The sequence below is a fragment of the Ruegeria sp. MALMAid1280 genome, assembly GCF_049195285.1.
Classification (GTDB): Bacteria; Pseudomonadota; Alphaproteobacteria; order Rhodobacterales; family Rhodobacteraceae; genus Ruegeria.
On the sequence record NZ_JBMIRT010000033.1, the window covers coordinates 91,370 to 112,174 of the forward strand.

A 20,805-nucleotide genomic window follows, 5' to 3' on the forward strand; every position below is an offset into this window, starting at 1 on the left:
CTTCGTCAGTTTCCCTGCCTCAATAATAGCTTACACCATTGTTTTTACGGCATTTTTCAAGTTGTCAGCTGACAATTCTCCGATTTCCCTTTGTTTTCCAAGGCCTTCAGCATTGGTATGCATGAAAATGTGCCCTTTTGCGCTTTTTGCGTCAGCTTGCGCAAGTAGGCGCCAGGGCTTCGGATGTCTTGCAGACGTTCAAGAATGCAAAGGACGGATGTTGCCGCGGTTGCAGCTCCCATACGGACTCGCGCTTCGTTGAAGACCGGAGGATCAATCCCAATCATGGGCGACAGTTTCTCAGCAACTGTTACCAACTCTGCCCATCCCGTGATCGGCTTTGGATAGTAGTCCTGAAACTCGGTGCATATATCGAGAACGATATGAAGATTGGCGTCATCAATTTTTTGGTCAGCCGGAATTCGCGAGTCCGAGCTCTGTTCTTCAGAGTCAAATTTAGATTCAGATGAATCCTGTATGTGCCGCTCATTTTGATTGTCAGTGCCGCTCAATTGAATGGTTCGCAATTCAGGCTGGTGGATAGCATTGCCTGTGTTTTGGTCGGCTGTGTCTTCCATTTCCTGGGTCAATTTATGCAGCGATTGTTCTGAGGACTTGCGACGCAGGATCAGGCGTGCGTTTTCGATCAGCGCGGTAAAGCGGCTGTCATTCAGAGCAATCAGCTGTTGCCGTGCCAGAGCGATCCGGTCACGCAGAGTTCTAATGCGTTCAGCGCGGCGGGTGGCGCGTTCAGCGGTCAGGAAAATCTGATCGGCATGACCGTTCAGCGGGGACAGGTCAAAGCCGAAAGCCAGTTCGACCCCCTGCCCTACCCGTCGGGCATATCGTTTGCGGTTGGGGCTGTCGTGACGGTTGACAAGACCCAGCTGCACCAGCCGCGCCAGATGGCGGCGCAGGGTGCTTTCGGGCATCCCGTTCAGGCGTTCGGACAGGGTGCGGTTCGCGGGAAACACAACCGCCCTGCCCGGCTCGGTCGGAATGTCCCGGTCTGGCAGAAAGGTCAGCAAGGCTTTCAGCACAGTCAATGTACGATGAGAGATGTCGAAATCCGCTGAGGCCGTGGTCAGCGCGGACAGCACTTCCCATTTGTCGACAGACGACAGGGCAAAACTTGCCCCTCGCCCAAAGTCACTTTGGGACGCATGTTTCATATTTTTCTCACGAAACACAAAAAATCCCTGCTCCGCGCAGCGCGCAGAGTTGACAGGACCGATTCGGAGGGGCTATTTCAAAGGTGCTAAGATTGAAAAGGGCCTTCCGGGATCATCTGTCCTGGGGGGCTTTTTTTGTGGTCTGCTCGTGCCTCCTGTGGTTGCTTCTCTGTGGTCTTAGTCTTCCGACCGTTCGTTTTTCCAGCGGTCGTGAAGTTCGGTGATCAGGGTCTCGGCATTTGTTTCGAACCAGGCGTCAAAGCCGTCTGCCGTGCGCGACGGAATGTTCAGGGTCACGCCGCGATTTGTCAGCCGGACATCGGCCAGAGCCTTGCCCGCGGCGTCACGCAAAGTGCGCGGTTTGGCTGCTGCTGGTTTGCTGGCGCTTGGTTTCTTCTGCACGTGTTTCAGGACCGCCTCAAACCGTTGATCCGAGTCCAGTGTCAGAAACTCGGGGCGGTTCATGAAGGTGCTGGCGCGGCTGGTGGCGGCTTTGTCTTTCAGGGCCTCGGCCAGTGTCATCCAACGGTCGCGGCCAATTTTGGGCGCAGACCCGATCTGGCGCAGGAAGGGCAAGGAGAATGCCGTCCCAACCTTGAGCATGCGCGTCACCATCGGCTGGTCGATCGACAGGGCCGCCGCGATGGTCTCGCGGTCGTAATCAGCCTCTTTCAACTGCGCGGCAAAGCTGGCCTTTTCGATAAAGGACAGATCCTGACGCGAGGTGTTCTCCTGTCCCTGCGCCAGAACCAGCGCGTGGTCGTCCAGTTGCCGGACCATCGCCTTGACCGGCTGGCCAAGCTCTTTCAGCGCCATCAGGCGGCGGCGGCCATAGACGATTTCGAACCGGCCCGGTTCTTTGGCGTGCGGTCGCAATAGGATCGGAACCTGCTGCCCATAAGTGCGCAGGCTTTCGACCAGTTGTCGCTGTGCCTCGCTGTCCATCCCCAACCGGTCTTTCAGCCCAGCATCGTCGATCAGGGAGCAGTCGATCTCTTGCACCGCGTTTTCCTGTAGTTTCGACAAGGAAGACTGCAAGGCGCCAACCGCACCGCGTGGCATCATCCGGGGCTTTTCGGGTTTTGCAGCCCCGCCGGATTGGTTCAGGTTGGTTGTCAGAATGCCTTTACGTGCCATCAGCGCCCCCATGCATGTTGAAGCAACGACTCGATCTCGTCATTGACAAGATTCAATGAGTCCACCGCACGATCATAGGTGTTGCGGTGAAATTGGCTGCGTTCGACCTCGTATACCGTCTGCTGAGTTAGTCCAGCATCGGAAATCGCGGTGGATTTCAGCATCGGCGCAACCATGACCTCATTTCCGAACAACTGCCGCAGGAAGGCGACAACCTGTTGCTGGGGTCCGTCGCTGGGTTCATAGCGATTGATTAGAAACCGCAGAAAGTCGAAATCCATCGGCGCACCCGCTTCGGCGACCACGTCCAGCAACTCCGCGCTCATTTGCAGGAACTGGGACATCGAGGCGATGTCCAGCATATTGGGCACGACTGTAATCAGCACCCCGGTCGATGCACACAGCGCGGACATGGTCAGATAGCCCAGTTGCGGCGGGCAATCGAAGATGATCACGTCGTAATTGTCCTCGACTTCCTGAAGGGCGGTCGCCATCCGGGAAAAAAACGCAGGCTGCACGTTGTTCAGCAATGCCTGCGGGGTCTCGTGCTCGAATTCCTGCAGGATCAAACCGGCCGGGGCCAGATCAATACCGGTGAAAAAGGTTTTCTGGATGATGCTGGAGAGGGGCAGGGGGTCTTCGTATCGGATGGCGTCGTAGATCGTACCTGATTGAAGAAAGTCGTATTCAGGGCGATAGCCAAACAGAGTGGTCAAAGACGCCTGAGGGTCAATATCGACGGTAAGAACCCGGTATCCTTTCAAGGCCAAACGCTGTGCTGTGTGGATTGCACTGGTCGTTTTGCCCGATCCGCCCTTGAAGTTGAGAAAGGACAGAACCTGCACCTTGTCACCCGTCTGGCGGCCTTTCAGATAAGTCCCAGTTGTCTTTGCGGTCGACTCCAGCTCTTCGCGTATGGTTAGCAGGTCTTCAGCGGAATAGTGGCGACGACCACCTGGGGTGGTATGTACATCGGGGATTCGGCTGTCGAAGTGCAGTTTGCGCAGAAAGCTGGGTGAGATACCCAGCAGACCGGCGGCTTCTCCGGCGCTGAACAGTCGAAGCTCTTTGCGCGCGTCGGGCGCAAACACTGTCATCATGTGGCTTTCCAAAGCCGCAGTCAGATTCTCAGCGTTTTCGCGAACACGCTGATTGATGTGGATAGGTTCAGCCACGTCTGCCCTCTTTCAGTAACGCTGTTTTTCGCCAACGCTGTTTTTATCGTTTTTTACGCAAGAAGGGGGTGGTTTGGCAACAACTTCTTCAATGTCGAGATATCGCAGGGTCTGCAATATATAGTAGAGGAGCGGCTTCTCAAAACAATACACGACGCAAGGCATTGAAAGGAATAAATAATTGTGAATCCCCATAGAATTCATGGAAAATCTCGTGAAACATCAGTGATAGTCTCGGATCAAGCTTTGAATCAGACGTTCGGGAATCATCCTAAGGCGGGGAAGAGGGCGAACACGGGCAGGATTCGCAGGTTTCTTTTGGTGTCAAAAGACATTATATTATCCTTAGATGATAAAATTTGCGCGAAAGGGCAATATATTGACCTTTAGCTTTGAGACCCCGACACCTGGTTCGGTGCAGGACAAGATTCGTTTTTCTGCCCGCGGTCTGCGCCTGGCTCATAACATGACACAGCGGGCTTTGGCCGAAAAATCGGGCGTGCCGCTGTCGACACTCAAACGGTTTGAACAAAGTGGCGAGATTTCACTGGCGGCACTTTTGGCGATTGCCGGGGCGTTGGGCGCGCTGGACGCATTCGAAGATCTGTTTCCAAAGCCAGCAGCTTCGTCACTGGAGGAATTGGGGTCCGCAAGGGCTGACCGCAAGCGGGCCGGAAAAAGGCAGGGCTGATGGCTGATCGTCTGAACATCGAACTGGACTTTGGAGATCATCGGCGTGTGGTTGGACAGGTGGCGTGGGTCAAGGACCAGCGACGTGCCGCCATTGAATGGGCGCCGGAGTTCGTCGCAAACCCGTTGCCGATTTCGCCATATGCGATCCGATCCTGGCAGGGGTTGCATTTTGGCGACCACACTCCGTTTGATGGGCTGCCGGGTGTCCTGGCGGATTCACTGCCTGATGGCTGGGGCCAATTGCTGATTGACCGTGAGATGGCACGGCGGGGCAGGGCGGTTCATGAGCTGACGCCAGTAAACCGTCTGGCCATAGTCGGCCAGTACGGCATGGGGGCGCTTTGCTATCATCCCGAAGAGGAACTGACCAAACAGGAAGATATCGACCTGGATTGGTTCGCTAAAACTGCCCAGCATATCGAACAGGACTTGTCTGTCGAGGACCTGTCCCGGCTTCGCGCAGGCAGTGGCGGCTCGGCCGGGGCGCGGCCAAAATTTGTCGCCTTGGTGAACACAGAAACCGGCATGTTGCGGGATCATCGCAACGGGGCAGGGGAGGGGTTCAGCCATTACCTCATAAAATTCCGATCCTCGTCCGACCCGTCCAGCGCCGCGCGTGAGGAACAAGCCTACGCGGAAATGGCGCGCGCGGCCGGAATCAACATGTCGGACACACGATTGCTTTCGACCGGTTCGGGTGAAGACCTGTTCGCAACCCTTCGCTTTGATCGACCCGAGGGTCGGCGGCTGCATATGCACACGGTCGCGGGTATTCTGAACGCCGATTTCACCGCACCGGTTGTGGACTATGAAACCTTGTTGAAACTGACCTATTTCATGACCAACCATCAGGGTGACGTTGAAGAGATGTTTCGGCGCATGGTCTTCAACGTTCTAACCCACAACCGCGATGACCACATCAAGAACCACGCCTTCCTGATGGACCATCACGGAACATGGCGCCTGTCGCCCGCATATGACCTGAGCTTTTCTGACGGCCCTGGCGGCGAACATCATCTGAGTGTGAATGGAAATGGCAGGAACCCGACTCATGAAGATTTGGTTGCAGCAGGAGAGGGGTGCGGCATTCGAAAACGACGCGTGCTTGAAATCATCGAGCAAGTGCGCCATGCGGCGAAACAGTGGCCAGTCTTTGCAGATGTAAGTGGAGTTCCTGAAGAACGAAGTAGAGAGATAGTAAAAAGACTGAATTCGGTCGGCAAAAGTTGATCAAGGCGGCCCCGACTTCTTTGGTGTGTGTCGATTTTCCCTAACTTGTAGACTGCTCTTGCTTGTCTTTATCGGTTTTCATGGTTGGCCTTGTGCTGTGTTGGTCCTTTACGAGTTGACTCGAACGGAATGTGTGCCGGTCTATGTTTACAAAATTGCAGGTCACGGCGCTGCATAGACTAAGGTTTGCTGCCGGAGCGGGGCAGGGGTCTAGGGGTTTTGGACCAAAGCCGTCGCGAGTCCATTGTTTAAGGAAAACCGACACATGGGGCCCATTCTGCGCCGGTTTCGGGGTCAAATCAATGACATGTGATAAGGGGTACTTATCGGGTTAGATGACATTTTTAAGATGTGATAAAAGTAACGAGCAAAAATGTTAGATTATGAGCGTAAAGAGGGCAGGGTGCATAAGATCAAAGCAAGGCTCTGTTGGAATGGACATCCCCTGATCTCTCATCTGGTAGGTTTTGGAGATGTAAACCATCAGAACCGTTTGAAGCATTGATCCGGGTTTTTGGGATATGAGCCAGGGTTGTCCCTGGCTCCTTGGTTTTCAGGCTGTCTTGGCTGTGGCGAGACGTCCCAGCCCCAGAGCTTCAATTGTCTGGCCTTGAATAGGCGCAGTGGCAGCGTTGACCGTGTCAGCGCCGAAACTGTTCCCAACTACCTTTCTCGCCTCGCGTTGGCCCGACGGGCTATCAACAAGGCTCATCACCGTATCAGCAACGTCTTGTGGATTGGGCGCATCCGCACCGGACATTATGGTCATGAACTGGTCAAACATGGCCGCCGGTATTTTTCCTATTTCGCCGTAGGATTCGATGCGGTCATGATCACCGGGCTGATCCGCGCTCGCGTACATTTGCGTGGGATACGCGCTTGGTTGGACGAGACTGACGTCGACACCCAGTTGCGACAATTCATAGCGATAACTGTCGCTCAGCGCTTCGACTGCAAATTTGCTTGCGCCGTAGAGTCCAAAGAACGGGAAGGTCACGCGGCCCAAAATGGAACCGATGTTGACGATTAACCCGGAACGCTGTTGCCGCATCGACGGAAGGACAGCTCGGATCATCCGATGCACGCCCAGCACGTTGACATTGAACAAGTGCGCGACCTGGTCATCCGAGAAAGCTTCTGACACGCCGACAGAAGCGATGCCAGCATTGTTGACCAGCACGTCGATCTTGTTACTGCGTGCCAGTATCTCGGCAACTGCGCGCTCGATAGATTGTGTATCGGTCACGTCCACATCGACGACTCTAATGCCGCTGTCGCGCAATTCTCTGGCGTGATCGGCATTTTTTGTTGCGGTGTCTCGCATAGACGCAAAGACAGTATGGCCGGCACCAGCCAATGTCTCGCTGATATGCCGTCCAAAGCCGGTGGACGAACCGGTGACAAGAATAGTTTTGGGCATGGGGTGTTCCTTTCCCGCAATGGATCTAGGAGATGCGACCGAATCTTAGAGCCGCTGCGGTAGTTATATGATTTGTGCTGATCGGGTGATAAGTTATCATGGTGGAACATAACCTTTGCGCGGAGCGCACAAATGGAAAATTTATCTTTGCTGCGGTTGTTCGTGAGAGTGGCGGACACCGGCAGTTTTTCAGCTGCCGCCCGCGAGATGCACGCGACCCCTTCTGCTGTATCCCGTCAGATTTCACGGTTGGAAGAAGAGCTTGGTACGCGCCTGTTACAGCGCACGACACGGCAACAGACCCTATCCGAAGCTGGTGAGGTTCTTCTGCGTTACGCGCGGCAGATTTTGGAAGATGTAGATGCAGCGCACCTTGCTGTAACACGACTGAGCGATGCGCCCTCCGGGACCCTGCGTATCACGGTTGAAGCGGATCTGGCGAACGCCCTACTTTCACCGATCCTGCCAGGTTTTCTTGCCCGCTACCCGGATGTGCGGGTGCGGCTGTTCACTTCTGGCTCTATGGAAGACTTGATTGACCGCAGCATCGACTTGGCAATCCGAATGGGGCATCTTGAGGACTCCAGCCTGATGGCCAAGCGTCTCGCTATGAGTCGATCACTTATCGTCGCAAGCCCAAATTACCTCGACCGTCACGGGATACCGCAGCATCCTAAGGAACTGTCGCACCTGGCTTGCCTATCCTACCAAGTCGGGGGTGAACAAATCCATTGGCGCTTTCGTTCAGGGCAGGAAGAGATCGAAGTGCCCATTTCCGGCAGTATCCATGCAAGTAGCCTGGTTTTTCTAAGATCTGCGGCTCGGTCAGCGCTCGGCATCGCAATGCTGCCGAACTGGATGGTGCGCAATGATCTGGAAAACGGTGTGCTGGTACCGATCTTGCCCGGCTTTCCATTGGTGCCGCCAGCCACACCCATCAGCGCTGTCTATCCAAGCGCACGCAATCTTGCCAGCAAGGTCCGCGTATTTATTGAATACTTTGGCGATCATATGAAACAGAATTTCGAATAGCGTTTCAGGGGGGTACGCACTTGGGTGAGGTAGTTGGCTTTTGCTTTGGAGAGTGCCCCAAATCTGACTCTGGTGGTCTGATCCGCTTACCTAAGCAGGCAGTAACCCAGTAAAGCATTTGTTCGAAACGGGTATGGATAGGACCTATTATATCAATGATCGGGCCGATATCAGCAGTGGGCGCCAGTACTGTGAAACCCAGTACTGGCGCCCACCATAGATGTTAGGACTGCTCGCCGATGATGAGAATTTCCATCCTTCTGAAGCCTTTACTCCGGTGAGGAATCAAATCCCTGTAAGCATCTTGCTCAAAGAACGCTTTTGCAGTCTGCGTGTCAGTGAACCGAAGGACCATCGCTGTTGTAGCGTGTTCAGAACCAGCCAGCGTTTCGACAACCTCTCCACGAAGCAAGGGTTTGGCACCGACAGCCGAAAGGAGCGGGCGAACGCCTTCGCCGTATTTTTGGCGACTTTCCGCGCCCGTGGGGTTAGGAGTCGATAGGACAAGGACATAAGCTGTCATGATCCGTTTCCTTGAAACGCGTCGGGAAGGTCGATGCGGATCAACCTATACGGATCGGCGGGGCCGGCAGTGGGATCAAAGAGGTGATCGAGCTGCCCTTCGACGACATAGGCCGCATCGCCGTGTGTATCGACAGTTGTCGGCACATTGAGATCCCCGGCAAGTGTTTCAACCGTTGCGCGATTGGTGTTATCAACTGTAACGCCAAGCAGCGCGCCGCGCGCGCCCTTGGCAAGCCCGCCGCCTTCGACCACCAGAAACCGACCATCGCCAAGCGCTTTGAGTCCGTCCGCTGCTTTGATTGGTTTTGGCAACGCAACCGCTACAGCGTCTCCGGCGGTTTTGTTTTTGAGGACCGGGATACGATGCATCGTGCCGGCGTTGTAACGCAAAATAAATACTGCGCCGTCATCGTAGGCGATGCCGTTGAAGTTAAAGCCTTCACCTGAGAGGTGCTCATCCTCGAGCCAGATTTCCAGCCTGTTTGCACCGGGGCGCAGAGCGTATATGCGTGGAACGAAACTGTCGGTCGCCAGGATGGTCCCATCTGGAAGCTCGGTGATATCGTTGCACAGCGCACCGCCCTCCGGCAGCTCATAGCGCCCTGCGGATGCGCCTGTCTCCAAGTCAAAACTTACCAGAGCTGGCGCCGCGGTGCCGGTCAGAGCACTTGATCCGGGATCAGAAGAGCATGCAAAGACGAGCTTGTCATCGGTCGAGATATGGACGCCAAGCACAGACACCATCCCGTTTTCACCAGCCGGTGCAAATTCGGTAACGCTTTTAGTTTGAGGCGAAATACGCACCATGCGCCCCTGCGTAAGGCTGCCGATAAAAAGCGACCCATCACTGCTGACTGCGATGCCTTCGGGGGCAAATTGCGGATCGGGAAGATAAATCGACGTGTCTGCTGTAGCAACAGGTGGGCTCAGTATCAGGACCCCGAGGCAGGCAGCGGCGACTTTGTTGGACAATTGCATATGAGCACTCCATTAAAAGATTGGTGTACCTTTCCCTATCTGTTTAACGGTATGATCTTCGCGCCGCGCTCGGTCTGGAATTCGCTTGAATCGGTCAATCTCGGCAAGCCCTGCAAAGCGAACGGTTCGCGCGCTTGGCGCGATCAGCCTGTGTCCATTGAAGCCAAGAAGACATCCGACCAACGGGTGTTGAATCGAATTTTCAAAAAGGTAGAGATCAGCGCTCTAAAAGCAGAGTCAAACCGCGTGACGCCGCTGGCTGAGCGGTATGACCCCGGCTGTGTCTGCGGTTTCTGACTGAGTTGCGCGGAGCTCCGTGGGGCTAAGAGAGTAGCGCAATCTGAACCGCTCAGCAAAGCGCGACTGCGACTGGTAACCGCAGTGAAAGGCAATCTGGCTGATCGGCATATCGGTTGCCATGACGAGATCAATGCCGTGATCAAGTCTGGCCTCTTCGAGCAAATCGCGAAATTGCTTACCTTCGGCATGAAGTCGACGGCGGAGCGTGCTTTCGCTTGCACCAAGTTGTGTTGTCATGTCGACGACCCGCCAATTGCGGCTTGGGTCGAGTGCAAACATGTGCTTGATCTTTTGCCCCAAGCTGGCCTGTTTCTGGAACAGGAGGTTTCCCGCCACGCCTTGCCGGGCAACAAGAAGCAACAGTTCGACCATGCGATGGCGTGTCTGTACCAGATCGGCACCAAACGCCTGCGAATGCGCAAGCCAATCGGCAACAGCCGAATACAGCGCCTCTGAAGCGCGCGCTTTCCACTGCGGTTGCATGCGCCAATCGCTCAGCTGATCGCCGTAGAGCTTGCTAAAAAGGTCAATCGTTTCGGCATCAAAGATCAACACGGCACAGGCAAATTGTCGGGTGTGACGGTCGGGTAGATTGTTGACATCGATCTCGGCGCCAGCTGGCAAAACAAGATACTCGCCAAGGCTCGCCTTGTAGTTTTGCTGACCGGACATGATCGATTTCGTCCCGGCAACTGGAAGCATCAGAGTTGGTACCCGAATTGTCATTCTGGTCAGACATTGGGCACTTCGGCACCGGTTGACTCCGACTCTACGGGCTTCGATCTCGCTAAGATCGAGATGTTCAAGCCCCTCTATTAGCCGAAAAAGAACTGGTTCGTTTACCATCCGTGTCTCCTTGACGACAGCTTAGGGTCTTACGCCAGCACCTACAATTGAGATCCATAATGCTGACCTCTGGAAGCGATACTTTGACGGTTAGAGGCGAATTCGTGCCCCCATAAGGTGTTCCAATCTGCAGGGGTTGCTTAGATCCAGCGGAAATTTACATAGAAATTCGGCCCTTACGGATTTGGAAGACAGCGCGCCTGACGTAGTGACACTGACTCCGGGATTGCAAAGATTTTGGTTTCGTTTGTCCAGTGGCACGCTTTGGTGCAGGAATCGCTACTGAATTGCCGCCTCGGATCCAATTTCGGTAATTCGTGAGGAAGACCAAAAGACATGCCAAAAAATTCAGGTCAGATGTCACAAACCGAGCCGCTTGTCCGTCCTCTTTATGTCACGATCAAAAGGAGACGAATATGTCCGATCAACATACTCAGCGCCTCGACCATTTCTGTGTAGCACCAGAACTGTTTCAACCGATGCTGGAACAGGAAAAACTGCTGCAGGAATGCGGGTTGGAACACAGCCTGATCGAGCTGGTGAAACTGCGTGCCTCACAGATTAACGGATGTGCTTTCTGCATAAATATGCACTGGCAGGACGCGCGCGCCCATGGTGAACGCGAAGAACGGCTTTATCTGCTGAATGCATGGAGAGAAGCATCTGTCTATTCGCCACGCGAAACCGCAGCGCTGGCGTGGACCGAGGCTCTGACCCGGATCGAGACAACGCAAGCCCCGGACGAAGACTATGAGGTGCTAGAGGCCCAATTCACCCCACGAGAACAAGTAGCGCTGAGTTTGCTTATCAGCGCAATCAATAGTTGGAACCGGATTGCCATCGGGTTTCGTATGCCGCACGGTTTGCCCAAGGAGGAAAAGGCTGCGTGAGTCCTGATCCGAACACCATTCATTTGACAGAATTTCTGTCGTTGCGGCCGCGCTTGTTCGCGGTCGCCTATCGCATGCTGGGCACTGTCAGCGATGCGGAAGATATCGTACAAGACTGCTTTCTACGCTGGCGGCAAGCCCAACAGGACCAGGTTAGGGATGCAAAAGGATTCCTGATCAGGGTTGCAACCAATCTCTGCCTTGATCGCTTGCGAGCCGCCAAAAAGCTTCGCGAGAACTATCCCGGCGAATGGCTGCCCGAGCCGATTTTAACCGACGATCCCAGTGAGCGTCTGGATCATGATGTCTCTGTCGCATTGTTACTGGCACTGGAGCGCCTAACGCCACTGGAACGGGCAGCATATCTGTTACGCGACGTGTTTGACACCGATTACTCCGAAGTAGCGGAGGTTTTGAGGCGCAGCCCGGCTGCCTGCCGCAAACTGGTGGCACGTGCGCGTGTCCATGTTCAAAAAACACAGTCGAGAAGCACCGTAAGCCAGACGGAAGGTATGGCGATTACACTCGCCTTTTTCAGGGCGGCCAGAACGGGCGACACAGACAGTTTATCGCGCCTTCTGGCTGAAGGCGCGCAGGTTACCACCGACGGAGGAGGTAAAGTTATTGCCGCCCGCAGAGCGATCTTCGGGCGTGAAAAGCTCGTTCGATTTTTTGCCGGGATTGCAAGGAAACAAGGTGGTGCATTGCCCGATGTTTGGCGGTTCTGCCTCATCAACGGACTGCCTGCCATCTTAAGTCTCGAGCCAATAGACGGTCTGGTCCAAGCCACGGTGCTGGAAATCGAGCACGGGCGAGTGTGCCAAGTCTACATTATAAGGAACCCGGACAAGACTGCGCATTTTGCGTCCGAGTTGTACGGATCATCTGCATCAACGTGATGATCGGGATTACGAAAAAGGGGCGGGTCGGCATGTCCTGCGATGCCAGTTTATGATCTTGCGGTTTTATCCATATTTGCGCCCTTGCGAATAATCACCTGTTACGCCCAAAACCGACATTTGCATTACACACGGCGTCCGCCAAGGATCGACTGAAGCGGGCATCGGTGTAAGCCCGACGGGCATAGGTTCTAGACCCATCATTTTGGCTGCCGCCACATCGGCTGCGTGAATCTAGACCCTGAGTTTTAAAGTTATAAAAGAGTAATCACTTCTGGCCGCCCGACGAGCAGATGGAGCGTCTTAAGCCCTATTTCAGAAGGGCCATCGCAAACCGAGGGTTGTTGTCTCTATGTATGTCTCAGCCACAAATAGCATCGTGTGTTGCAGCACGCTTGAGCCTGTGCCGAAGATCCGTCCAACCCGAAGGCAGATTGGCAGAATTGACATCGTCGGACACATGACCTAATTAGTAGGTCACATGTCCTAGAATCAGCTCTTGAGGAATAACATGACCCACTCCCTTTACTCTCCCTTCGCTCTTGCGGACCTGACCATCCCCAACCGCATGGTTATGGCTCCGTTAACGCGAAATCGCGCAGGCGACGAAGGTGTTCCGACTGGTATGATGGTCAAGTTTTATGCGCAGCGTGCGAGTGCGGGGCTGATCATTTCAGAATCCGCACCGATCTCTCAGCAAGGTGTCGGCTATCCCCATACACCGGGGCTGTTTTCTTCCGAGCAGACAGCAGGCTGGCTGCGTGTGGTGAATGCGGTCCATTCCGAAGGTGGTCGTATTTTCGCTCAATTGCAGCATTGCGGTCGAATCTCGCACCCAAGCCACCAGGTGGATCAAGCGACACCAATTTCTCCGTCGGCGATTGCTCCGTCAGGGCAGGCGGTAACAACCAACGGCATGCTGGACTTTGTGACGCCTCGGCGGCTTGACCAGAGCGAAATCCCTAGCATCGTGGCGCAGTTTAAGGCAGCAGCGGAAAACGCAAAGGCTGCTGGTTTCGATGGAATTGAGGTGCACGGAGCCAATGGCTATCTCATCGATCAGTTCTTGCGGGATGGCACCAACACGCGAACAGATGGCTACGGCGGAAGCGTTGAGAATCGAATGCGGTTTCTGAATGAAGTGATCGACGCGGTTACTGAGGTGTTTCCGCTATCCCGCATTGGCGTGAGGCTGACACCAGAAAACACTTTCAACGACATGAGAGACAGCGACCCGAAGCGCCATTTCGAGTATATTGTCTCTGGCCTTTCAGGTTACGGCTTGGCTTACCTTCATGTCCTTGAGGGGGACATGGCCGGGGGACCGAGGAGCGTTGACTATCGCAAATTGCGTGATGCGTTCCGTGGGAATTACATTGCCAACAACGGTTATGACAAGTCGCGGGCTGAAGCGGCGATTTCCGGCGGCGATGCCGATCTGATCGCATTTGGTACTCCGTTTCTTGCCAATCCCGATCTTGTGCGACGGTATCGTGATAACCTTGTCCTGAACAACGTCGATCATACAACGTTTTATGGTGGCGATGAGACGGGCTACACGGACTATCCTTTTATTGGGGACTTGCTGTCTTCGGCGGCGTGAGGGAGCCCATGACCCGACCAAACACAAGAGAAAAGATTGTCGGCGCCGCTGACCTGCTGTTCTATGAGCAGGGGTTTGAAAATACGTCTTTTGCGGAAGTCGCGAAAGAAGTCGGCATTTCCCGGGGGAACTTCTACCACCATTTCAAAACGAAGGATCAGATTCTGGAGGCGGTTATCGAACGCCGCCTTCAGGAACGGCAGGCCATGCTGGATCGGTGGGAGATCGATGGTGAAACGCCGCAGCAACGGATCGCCAGTTTCATTCGCCTTCTTCTCCTGAATGAAACCAAGATCCGCGCCTATGGTTGTCCGGTGGGAACGCTCTTTCTTGAACTGTCGAAAGTTAATCATGACCATCAAGCGGATGCACTTCGATTGTTTGATCTGTTTCGGTACTGGCTGCGCCGTCAGTTCTTACGGATGGGCCTTGCTGATGACGCGGATGATCTGGCGATGACTTTGCTCGCCCGTAGTCAGGGGGTTGCCACACTGGCCAGCGCCTATCCAAACGAGGATTTCCTGGAGCGAGAAGTCGCACGGATGATGGCTTGGTTGGACGCGATCGCGTCCAATCAACAAACCTCAATAAAGTGAGTTGAAAATGTTCCTGATCACTCTGAAATTTGCCCATAACAAGGCGGCAGCTAAAGATTCCATGCCTGGGCACAATGAATGGATCCAGCAAGGCATGTCCGACGGTGTGTTTCTTGTTGTCGGCAGTCTGCAACCGCAACAGGGCGGTGCAATTCTGGCCTTTGCCGAAGACCGGGCCGACATTGAAGCAAGGGTCGCAAAAGACCCATTCGTAAAAGAGGGTGTCGTTGCGGCCGATGTTCTCGAGATTATCCCGAACAGGGCCGATCCAAGACTGACTTTTTTATTGCCAACGGTCAAACAGGGAACTTCTTGATGACAGATAGTTTTTTGGGTCCGGACGGACAATCTCGGTGTCGCTGGAGTGGTAGCGCACCGGAGTTCCTCGACTATCATGACAAGGAATGGGGCTACCCTGTTGCCGAGGATATCCGGCTGTTTGAAAAGCTCTGTTTGGAAGCCTTTCAGTCGGGTCTTAGCTGGCGCACCATTCTGAACAAGCGTGAAGCTTTCCGCGCGGCCTTCGCTGGATTTGATTTTCGGCAGGTCGCGAAATTTGACCAAACGGATGTGGAACGTCTTTTGGCGGACCATTCAATCGTCCGCCACCAGGGCAAGATCGAAGCTGTCATCAACAATGCGGCCAGAATGATCGAGCTCGTTGCACAGGAAGGATCTTTTGCCGCCTTTGTCTGGAAATACGAACCTGCGGCAGCAGAGCTCAGCGCCCCACAATCACAGTCGCAAAGCCCGGCATCGGTTGCTCTGTCAAAAGAACTCAAAAAACGTGGCTGGAAGTTTGTCGGCCCGACAACTGTGTTCGCGTTTATGCAGGCCATGGGGCTGATCAATGATCACGCGCTGGACTGTGTTTTTAGAGCCAAGGCCACACGGGCGCGGCAGGTATTCGAGATAACAGTCTAGTATCCACGCCTTCAAGGAAACCCTCTGACTTCCAGCCGGACCTGCTACAGCATAAAGAGTCATGCTGTATGACACCCGCAAGCATTGCGTTTTCTATCAAAATTTTTTTCTTTTATGTGGCGCTTTGACACTCCGCCCATGGCATCCAAAAGGCCATGCAACACGTAACTTATGATACCTTTTAAGATACATATAGCGCAGGTTTCGACGAAGTTAGAGAAGCAGCTGGCCAACGGTAACCCCCGATATTAACCTGACAGCACGACAGATAATTGGGGCGCTCGTCCCAACAATTCGAGCAACAACCAACTTGACTCCACCTGCCCGATTTTAGCGCTGATCATTGTCGAATGATCGCTGTAGACGCAAGAACAGCAACAACAATCAAGGTGCTCCCGAACAGTTGGACAAGGCTTAGTGTTTCGCCAAGGAATATTGCCGCGCCACTTACGCCAAAGACGGGGATCAACGCAAGAAATAGCGCGGCGGTCGAAACCGGCAGTGCACGCAGTGCAACCAAGTAAAACCAAAAGGCCAGCGCATACTGAACAATGCCTGATCCGAATATGAGTAGCCAACCGTTGGCGTCAGGCCAGGTTTTGATGTGTTCAAAACCCAGCGCAATTGCACCTGCCAGAATCGCAATTGCAAAGACAAATCCAACGGTCTGCTGCATAACGGCCAGCACAAGAGGCGGTGTTCTGAGCACGAGTCTGCTGGTTATGACGACATAGAGCGCGGCGAAAATGGTCGCAGCAGCTATCAATGCATCCCCGGCAATCCTGGCTTTCGCGTCAGATTGTTCAAAGCTGACTAACGCCACGCCGACCGTGGCCACCAGAACCGTGGCCAATTGTCTTCTACTTGTTCGCACCTTGAAAAAAACGAATGCAAGCGAGATTACAACCAGAGGCTCGGTCGTGCTGATAAGGGAAGCATTGGAGGCCGTCGTCATTACCAGCCCTCCGATTCCCAACGCATAAGCCAGTCCGGGTTCCAGAACGCCACTTAATGCGGCAATTCGCGCGCTTCGATCCAGTAGTATACGCTGCCTGGTTGCCAGCACAACCAACCACAAAACAGCGACGCTTGCAGCAAGCTGTGCGACCAAAAGAGAGATAGGAGGCAGCAACTCGAGCGCGCCTTTGCTCATGACAGTGGCAAGACCCCAACATGCCGCGGAACAAATCATCGCTGTGATCGCTTTGCTTTTGCTGATCTCCGGTTGATGCCAAATTATTGGAATCGTCATGAGGGTGTATTTTCCACGCAGATTGCCTTTTGTTCGACGGGACAACAATTTGGCCGACAAACAGATTCGTCACAAAGCCGGCAAATGTGATCTGCCTGGGTGCGACCAACGGTGAGATTTTCCAGCAGTTTGATGAGGATTTCCGCTAACGCGTCTTGGCTGTTAGGCGCAAGACCAACAAGGCAGTCTTCCAATACGGCGCGCCGCGCTGTAGTCAGCCGAATTCTTAACCGTTTCCCTTTTGCGGTAAGGCTGACTCGCGCGTTACGGCGGTCTGCACCTTTGTCGCGGCGCGCCAGTTCCTTTCCGACTAGCCCGTCAATGGCCTTCACCGCTGCAGAATGACTGATCCCGAGAACCTTACTTACATCGCCGATACTTAACCCGGGATTGGCTCCGAGAGTTATTATTGCACTGGCTGCACTTGGGTTAAGGTCTGAAGCTTTCTTGAGAGCCGATACTTGCGCATCTGTGAGTGCGACCGAAAGAGCCCCGAGTAGGTTTGCAAGCTGATCGTGTTCCATTCTTGTTATATATGTATGCGGAATGCATATAAAACCTGTGAAAACAAAAAAATCGCGTAGTGCATAATCTGACTAGGGGGTTACTAATATTCTGAAACTGTCGACATCCTGAATTGGTGTTGCGCCGACACGTGCATAAAAACGCCGCGCTTCTTCGTTCAATTTCCACAGCTCAAGGTCAATTCCGTCACACCCGAGTGTGGCAGCGTAGTGCTTCAGCGCGTCGACGAGTTTTCTTCCTGCGCCTTCTTGTCTGTGCCTCTTGTCAACGCACAGATCACCAAGCCACAGGTACCGCCTGCGAGTATGTGCCTCGAACCTCTTGCAGAAAAGAGCGAAGCCGATGATGTCGCGGTTCTTTTCCAGAACGAGGCACTCAAACCAGCTCGCCGGTCCAAAGCCCCAATTTGCGAGATCACGGTGTCCTGCGCCAGGATCGGGGTCACATACGTGAGACGCAAGTTGACGGGACAACTCCGCCACCTTCGGCATGTCTGCAGGTGTTGCAAATCGGGTAATCATATCGGGCCATTGTCCGGAAATGTTGAGCCCAGCATCCTATCTTCACCTTGGCGGGCTACAACACGAATAGCGCAGATGTGAAGTGATCGGGCGCAGTCAGGCGGAACCTGTTTGGAATGCCTCCCATAGTTTTTGGGCAACATTGCCGACGCTTTCATTCGCGCGCCGCGCAACAACGATATCGACACTGTGGTTAGGTATCCGCGGGCCGGAAAGCGATACCAGATCTCCGTTTTCAAGCTCTGTCTCGATCAGGAATGACGGCATATGTCCCCAACCCAGCCCCATAAGGATAACCTGCTTTTTCGTGTGCTGGTCGCCGACGGTAATCCGGGCCGCTTTTTCCAGAACATGATAGTTTTGTTGCTCCCTGTCCTTTGATGTATCCCGCACAATACACTGAGTGTAAGCGGCCATGTCGTCGTAACTGAGGTCACCATCCAGTGGCGATGCAATGAAGCCTGGCGCAGCGACCGGGATCAATTGCACGGTTGTGAGGTCGTCATACTCGTACCGGCGATCCATCTTTTCGATGTGATGAACAATAATGTCGGCGGCTCCAGTCAACAGTCTTTCATTTGGGCCGCCAATGTTCTCGAACAGCAGGTTGATCTGAGTGTTCGGGTGGGTGTGGGAAAAACTCTTGATGACCGGCAAGGCAAGCTCCGGCGGGGTCACGTCGCCGATCACGATGTTCAATTCAACTTCATCTCCTGCTGCGATTTGCCGGGCATGGGACTCGAGGTCTTTCATCCCGTCCAGCAGGTGACGGCACTTTTGATAGAACTCCTGGCCTTCCCGCGTGAGCGTCGCGCGGTACGTGTGCCGGTTGATCAGGTTGAAGCCAAGATAAAGCTCAAGGTTCTTAATCGCAGTGATGACGCTTGGGTGGGTTTTGTTGAGAGATCGCGCCGCGCCTTGGAAGCTGCCCGACTCCACCACCGCGCGGAGGGTTGCAAGTTGTTGAAATGTCATGGTTTAACGAAGCTCAGTAAATAGGGTGTACCAGGATGGTAGAAATTTAGTTCTTTTTATTTACTAAGGCCACACACACTTTGTGTCCGGCAGGAGACAAAGGGGTAATCCATGAAAGCGATAACCATATCTGAATTTGGCGGACCGGAGGTTCTGGTTCCCGCCCAGATCGAAAAACCCTCACCGACCAATGAACAAGTTTTGATCCGGGTAAAGGCCTTCGGCGTAAATCGGGCAGAGACCTATATGCGCAGCGGGGCGTGGGGAGACGTCGCCCGGGTCAGCGGGATCGAATGTGTCGGGCAAGTGGAGTTTGACCCAAGCAACCGGCTGAAGCCCGGCGACAAAGTTGCCGCGATGATGGGAGGTATGGGCCGCACAATCAATGGCAGCTATGCCGAATATGTCGCGGTGCCGGCTTCCAACGTTGTTGCGATCGAGACCGAATTGCCTTGGGCTCAGGTGGCTGCGATCCCGGAATCTTATGGCACAGCCTGGTATTGCCTGTTTCGAAACCTTCTGCTCAAGCCAGGTGACACTCTATTTGTCAGGGGCGGAACATCTGCGTTGGGGCTGGCGGCCATCAATCTGGCCAAGAGGGTAGGGAATGTGCGTATTCTCGCATCAACACGCAGCGGCTTCAAGGCGCAGCTACTACGCGATCACGGCGCATCTGATGTTTTGATCGACTCTGGTGACTTGGCAGAGGACCTGAGGTCCAATGAAACGTCTGGCGTGGACGCCGTGTTGGACCTTGTCGGCAATACCACGCTGCTGGACTCTCTGCGGATGGCAAAGGTTGGCGGCACGGTTTGCAACGCCGGGTTTCTTGGCGGCGGCGACCCCATCGCCTTCAACCCGCTCACTGATATGCCATCGGGAGTGAACCTCAATTTCTTCGCAAGTTTCATGCTTGGCTCACCTGATTTTCCAATGTCCGACATTCCGCTGCAAGACATCATCAGACAGGCCGAAAAGGGGCACATCCTAGCCAAGCCATCGCAGGTGCTTGGATTTGACGAAGTCCACGAAGCGCATCGCGTCATGGAAAGCAACAACGCCAACGGCAAGCTTGTCGTTGAACTCTGAACCACGAATTGGAGACTGAAAATGCAGAACAAAACCATCAAGATCGAAAATGTCGACTTGTTTTACCGAGAGGCGGGTGATCCTAAGAACCCGACCATCGTGCTGCTACACGGCTATCCGGCATCTTCTCACATGTTCCGAGACCTGATCCCATTGCTGGCCGAGACGCATCATGTTCTGGCTCCGGATTATCCGGGGTTTGGGTTCACCAAGTCTCCGGCGCCGGCTGAATTCCCCTATACCTTCGCCAAACTGGCAGAAGTCGTTTTTCAGTGGTTGTCGAAGTTGGGTGTCGACCGATACTTCCTTTACATGCAGGACTACGGTGCGCCGGTTGGGCTGCGCATCGCCAGCCAGTCGCCGGATCGTATCCTCGGCCTGATCGTTCAGAACGGAAATGCCTATGAGGAAGGATTGACCGACGCCTGGGCGGGAATTCGCGCTTATTGGAACGAAAAGAGCTCTGAGAACGGTGAAGCGCTGCTTGAGCTTTGTTCGCCAGACTTCGTGCGCCTAATGTATACGGATGGTGTAAAGGACGCTGAGGCCATTGCCCCGGAATCCTGGGCGCTCGATACGCACTTCCTGTCGGATCCGGAACGGCGAGAAATTCAGGTGGCGCTTTTCTATGACTATCAAAGCAACGTTGCTCTGTACGATGCGTGGCAAAACTATCTTCGCGAACACAAGCCTCCAATACTGGTCGTTTGGGGACTGAACGATATGTTTTTTGCACGGCCTGGAGCGGAAGCTTTCGGTCGGGATGTTCCGGAAGCGGTGTTTAGGTTTTACCAAACCGGCCACTTTGCTTTGGAAGAATGCGCTGCTGAAATCGGAGACGAAATCCGTCAGTTCGTCCAAAAGCTTGATGTCGGTCACAAATGCCTACAGAAAGCCTGAACTTGGGCTCTGAACGCGCAAGCACGACGACACCTTGATCTTTGTGGCCGCCGCCCGATTGAAATGACTATCGGGCGGCGAACCCATCCTTCCGTTAGATTTGCTTTTACGGCTTGCACATCC

At 54.1% G+C, this 20,805-nt stretch carries 23 protein-coding genes; 12 read left to right on the forward strand and 11 right to left on the reverse strand.

Features of this window, described 5'->3' with window-relative positions; translation table 11 throughout:
* Positions 1-56 precede the first annotated feature (56 nt).
* The 3 genes from repC to repA form a co-directional block, all read right to left on the reverse strand.
* Complete coding sequence (repC, locus tag ACOQFT_RS01870) at positions 57-1,172, reverse strand: plasmid replication protein RepC (protein WP_421596373.1); 1,116 nt, start codon at positions 1,170-1,172, stop codon at positions 57-59.
* 177 nt (positions 1,173-1,349) lie between these two features.
* On the reverse strand, positions 1,350-2,309 hold the full coding sequence (gene repB / locus ACOQFT_RS01875) for a plasmid partitioning protein RepB (RefSeq protein WP_421596374.1): 960 nt from the start codon (positions 2,307-2,309) through the stop codon (positions 1,350-1,352).
* Positions 2,309-3,484, reverse strand: a complete 1,176-nt coding sequence (gene repA, locus ACOQFT_RS01880) for a plasmid partitioning protein RepA (RefSeq protein WP_171724949.1) — start codon at positions 3,482-3,484, stop codon at positions 2,309-2,311. Before repA ends, repB begins: the two co-directional genes overlap by 1 nt.
* Positions 3,485-3,863: 379 nt before the next feature.
* On the opposite strand from repA, the gene ACOQFT_RS01885 reads away from it, so the two are divergent.
* Positions 3,864-4,175 (forward strand): helix-turn-helix domain-containing protein, encoded by a 312-nt coding sequence (locus ACOQFT_RS01885; protein WP_421596375.1) that lies wholly within the window; start codon positions 3,864-3,866, stop codon positions 4,173-4,175.
* Positions 4,175-5,407, forward strand: coding sequence for a type II toxin-antitoxin system HipA family toxin (locus ACOQFT_RS01890; protein ID WP_421596376.1), 1,233 nt, complete (start codon positions 4,175-4,177; stop codon positions 5,405-5,407). Before ACOQFT_RS01885 ends, ACOQFT_RS01890 begins: the two co-directional genes overlap by 1 nt.
* A 553-nt stretch (positions 5,408-5,960) precedes the next feature.
* Here ACOQFT_RS01890 and ACOQFT_RS01895 read toward each other — a convergent pair.
* Positions 5,961-6,827 carry an SDR family oxidoreductase gene (locus tag ACOQFT_RS01895; protein ID WP_421596377.1) on the reverse strand — a complete coding sequence of 289 codons (867 nt, stop codon included), beginning with the start codon at positions 6,825-6,827 and terminating at the stop codon, positions 5,961-5,963.
* 132 nt (positions 6,828-6,959) lie between these two features.
* Between ACOQFT_RS01895 and ACOQFT_RS01900 the strand changes: the two genes are divergently transcribed.
* Positions 6,960-7,859, forward strand: coding sequence for a LysR family transcriptional regulator (locus ACOQFT_RS01900; RefSeq protein ID WP_421596378.1), 900 nt, complete (start codon positions 6,960-6,962; stop codon positions 7,857-7,859).
* Between the two features lie 223 nt (positions 7,860-8,082).
* Here the strand turns inward: ACOQFT_RS01900 and ACOQFT_RS01905 are convergent, their stop codons facing one another.
* Positions 8,083-8,382, reverse strand: coding sequence for a DUF1330 domain-containing protein (locus tag ACOQFT_RS01905; protein WP_421596379.1), 300 nt, complete (start codon positions 8,380-8,382; stop codon positions 8,083-8,085).
* Positions 8,379-9,362 carry a hypothetical protein gene (locus ACOQFT_RS01910; protein WP_421596380.1) on the reverse strand — a complete coding sequence of 328 codons (984 nt, stop codon included), beginning with the start codon at positions 9,360-9,362 and terminating at the stop codon, positions 8,379-8,381. The genes ACOQFT_RS01905 and ACOQFT_RS01910 overlap by 4 nt, the downstream gene beginning before the upstream one ends.
* Here ACOQFT_RS01910 and ACOQFT_RS01915 point away from each other — a divergent pair, their 5' ends adjacent.
* Entirely contained in the window at positions 9,363-9,659 is a 297-nt protein-coding gene (locus tag ACOQFT_RS01915; RefSeq protein WP_421596381.1) for a hypothetical protein, read from the forward strand.
* On the opposite strand, the gene ACOQFT_RS01920 is transcribed toward ACOQFT_RS01915, so the two are convergent.
* The gene (locus ACOQFT_RS01920; protein WP_421596382.1) at positions 9,600-10,334 is read right to left on the reverse strand and encodes a helix-turn-helix transcriptional regulator; all 735 of its coding nucleotides are present in this window, start codon (positions 10,332-10,334) and stop codon (positions 9,600-9,602) included. The two genes, ACOQFT_RS01915 and ACOQFT_RS01920, sit on opposite strands and share 60 nt — an antisense overlap.
* 590 nt (positions 10,335-10,924) lie before the next feature.
* Here ACOQFT_RS01920 and ACOQFT_RS01925 point away from each other — a divergent pair.
* The 6 genes from ACOQFT_RS01925 to ACOQFT_RS01950 all read left to right on the forward strand — a co-directional run bounded on the left by ACOQFT_RS01925 (position 10,925) and on the right by ACOQFT_RS01950 (position 15,420).
* A complete protein-coding gene (locus tag ACOQFT_RS01925; RefSeq protein WP_421596383.1) occupies positions 10,925-11,398 on the forward strand; it encodes a carboxymuconolactone decarboxylase family protein in 474 nt (157 codons plus the stop codon).
* On the forward strand, positions 11,395-12,297 hold the full coding sequence (locus ACOQFT_RS01930; RefSeq protein WP_421596384.1) for a sigma-70 family RNA polymerase sigma factor: 903 nt from the start codon (positions 11,395-11,397) through the stop codon (positions 12,295-12,297). The genes ACOQFT_RS01925 and ACOQFT_RS01930 overlap by 4 nt, the downstream gene beginning before the upstream one ends.
* Positions 12,298-12,808: 511 nt before the next feature.
* Positions 12,809-13,900, forward strand: a complete 1,092-nt coding sequence (locus ACOQFT_RS01935) for an alkene reductase (protein WP_421596385.1) — start codon at positions 12,809-12,811, stop codon at positions 13,898-13,900.
* Positions 13,901-13,908: 8 nt separating this feature from the next.
* Complete coding sequence (locus tag ACOQFT_RS01940; RefSeq protein WP_421596386.1) at positions 13,909-14,496, forward strand: TetR/AcrR family transcriptional regulator; 588 nt, start codon at positions 13,909-13,911, stop codon at positions 14,494-14,496.
* A 7-nt stretch (positions 14,497-14,503) separates the two neighbouring features.
* A complete protein-coding gene (locus tag ACOQFT_RS01945; RefSeq protein WP_421596387.1) occupies positions 14,504-14,812 on the forward strand; it encodes a YciI family protein in 309 nt (102 codons plus the stop codon).
* Entirely contained in the window at positions 14,812-15,420 is a 609-nt protein-coding gene (locus tag ACOQFT_RS01950) for a DNA-3-methyladenine glycosylase I (protein WP_421596388.1), read from the forward strand. Before ACOQFT_RS01945 ends, ACOQFT_RS01950 begins: the two co-directional genes overlap by 1 nt.
* 340 nt (positions 15,421-15,760) lie before the next feature.
* Here the strand turns inward: ACOQFT_RS01950 and ACOQFT_RS01955 are convergent, their stop codons facing one another.
* The 4 genes from ACOQFT_RS01955 to ACOQFT_RS01970 all read right to left on the reverse strand — a co-directional run bounded on the left by ACOQFT_RS01955 (position 15,761) and on the right by ACOQFT_RS01970 (position 18,693).
* Positions 15,761-16,672 (reverse strand): DMT family transporter, encoded by a 912-nt coding sequence (locus ACOQFT_RS01955; RefSeq protein ID WP_421596389.1) that lies wholly within the window; start codon positions 16,670-16,672, stop codon positions 15,761-15,763.
* On the reverse strand, positions 16,669-17,196 hold the full coding sequence (locus tag ACOQFT_RS01960) for a MarR family winged helix-turn-helix transcriptional regulator (protein WP_421596390.1): 528 nt from the start codon (positions 17,194-17,196) through the stop codon (positions 16,669-16,671). The genes ACOQFT_RS01955 and ACOQFT_RS01960 overlap by 4 nt, the downstream gene beginning before the upstream one ends.
* A gap of 72 nt (positions 17,197-17,268) precedes the next feature.
* On the reverse strand, positions 17,269-17,718 hold the full coding sequence (locus tag ACOQFT_RS01965) for a GNAT family N-acetyltransferase (RefSeq protein WP_421596391.1): 450 nt from the start codon (positions 17,716-17,718) through the stop codon (positions 17,269-17,271).
* Between the two features lie 96 nt (positions 17,719-17,814).
* A complete protein-coding gene (locus ACOQFT_RS01970) occupies positions 17,815-18,693 on the reverse strand; it encodes a LysR family transcriptional regulator (protein WP_421596392.1) in 879 nt (292 codons plus the stop codon).
* Between the two features lie 111 nt (positions 18,694-18,804).
* Between ACOQFT_RS01970 and ACOQFT_RS01975 the strand changes: the two genes are divergently transcribed.
* Both ACOQFT_RS01975 and ACOQFT_RS01980 read left to right on the forward strand, forming a co-directional pair.
* The gene (locus ACOQFT_RS01975) at positions 18,805-19,782 is read left to right on the forward strand and encodes a zinc-binding dehydrogenase (RefSeq protein ID WP_421596393.1); all 978 of its coding nucleotides are present in this window, start codon (positions 18,805-18,807) and stop codon (positions 19,780-19,782) included.
* Positions 19,783-19,803: 21 nt separating this feature from the next.
* Entirely contained in the window at positions 19,804-20,682 is an 879-nt protein-coding gene (locus tag ACOQFT_RS01980) for an alpha/beta fold hydrolase (RefSeq protein ID WP_421596394.1), read from the forward strand.
* Positions 20,683-20,805: the final 123 nt, after the last annotated feature.

Coding starts and splice junctions, on each gene's coding strand:
- ACOQFT_RS01890 (WP_421596376.1), top strand. CDS start 4,175: ATGGCTGATCGTCTGAACATCGAACTGGACTTTGGAGATCATCGGCGT.
- ACOQFT_RS01900 (WP_421596378.1), top strand. CDS start 6,960: ATGGAAAATTTATCTTTGCTGCGGTTGTTCGTGAGAGTGGCGGACACC.
- ACOQFT_RS01960 (WP_421596390.1), bottom strand. CDS start 17,196: ATGGAACACGATCAGCTTGCAAACCTACTCGGGGCTCTTTCGGTCGCA.
- ACOQFT_RS01975 (WP_421596393.1), top strand. CDS start 18,805: ATGAAAGCGATAACCATATCTGAATTTGGCGGACCGGAGGTTCTGGTT.
- repC (WP_421596373.1), bottom strand. CDS start 1,172: ATGAAACATGCGTCCCAAAGTGACTTTGGGCGAGGGGCAAGTTTTGCC.
- ACOQFT_RS01950 (WP_421596388.1), top strand. CDS start 14,812: ATGACAGATAGTTTTTTGGGTCCGGACGGACAATCTCGGTGTCGCTGG.
- ACOQFT_RS01920 (WP_421596382.1), bottom strand. CDS start 10,334: ATGTCCGGTCAGCAAAACTACAAGGCGAGCCTTGGCGAGTATCTTGTT.
- ACOQFT_RS01915 (WP_421596381.1), top strand. CDS start 9,363: ATGAGCACTCCATTAAAAGATTGGTGTACCTTTCCCTATCTGTTTAAC.
- ACOQFT_RS01965 (WP_421596391.1), bottom strand. CDS start 17,718: ATGATTACCCGATTTGCAACACCTGCAGACATGCCGAAGGTGGCGGAG.
- ACOQFT_RS01970 (WP_421596392.1), bottom strand. CDS start 18,693: ATGACATTTCAACAACTTGCAACCCTCCGCGCGGTGGTGGAGTCGGGC.
- ACOQFT_RS01895 (WP_421596377.1), bottom strand. CDS start 6,827: ATGCCCAAAACTATTCTTGTCACCGGTTCGTCCACCGGCTTTGGACGG.
- ACOQFT_RS01980 (WP_421596394.1), top strand. CDS start 19,804: ATGCAGAACAAAACCATCAAGATCGAAAATGTCGACTTGTTTTACCGA.
- repB (WP_421596374.1), bottom strand. CDS start 2,309: ATGGCACGTAAAGGCATTCTGACAACCAACCTGAACCAATCCGGCGGG.
- ACOQFT_RS01905 (WP_421596379.1), bottom strand. CDS start 8,382: ATGACAGCTTATGTCCTTGTCCTATCGACTCCTAACCCCACGGGCGCG.
- ACOQFT_RS01955 (WP_421596389.1), bottom strand. CDS start 16,672: ATGACGATTCCAATAATTTGGCATCAACCGGAGATCAGCAAAAGCAAA.
- ACOQFT_RS01935 (WP_421596385.1), top strand. CDS start 12,809: ATGACCCACTCCCTTTACTCTCCCTTCGCTCTTGCGGACCTGACCATC.
- ACOQFT_RS01925 (WP_421596383.1), top strand. CDS start 10,925: ATGTCCGATCAACATACTCAGCGCCTCGACCATTTCTGTGTAGCACCA.
- ACOQFT_RS01940 (WP_421596386.1), top strand. CDS start 13,909: ATGACCCGACCAAACACAAGAGAAAAGATTGTCGGCGCCGCTGACCTG.
- ACOQFT_RS01910 (WP_421596380.1), bottom strand. CDS start 9,362: ATGCAATTGTCCAACAAAGTCGCCGCTGCCTGCCTCGGGGTCCTGATA.
- ACOQFT_RS01945 (WP_421596387.1), top strand. CDS start 14,504: ATGTTCCTGATCACTCTGAAATTTGCCCATAACAAGGCGGCAGCTAAA.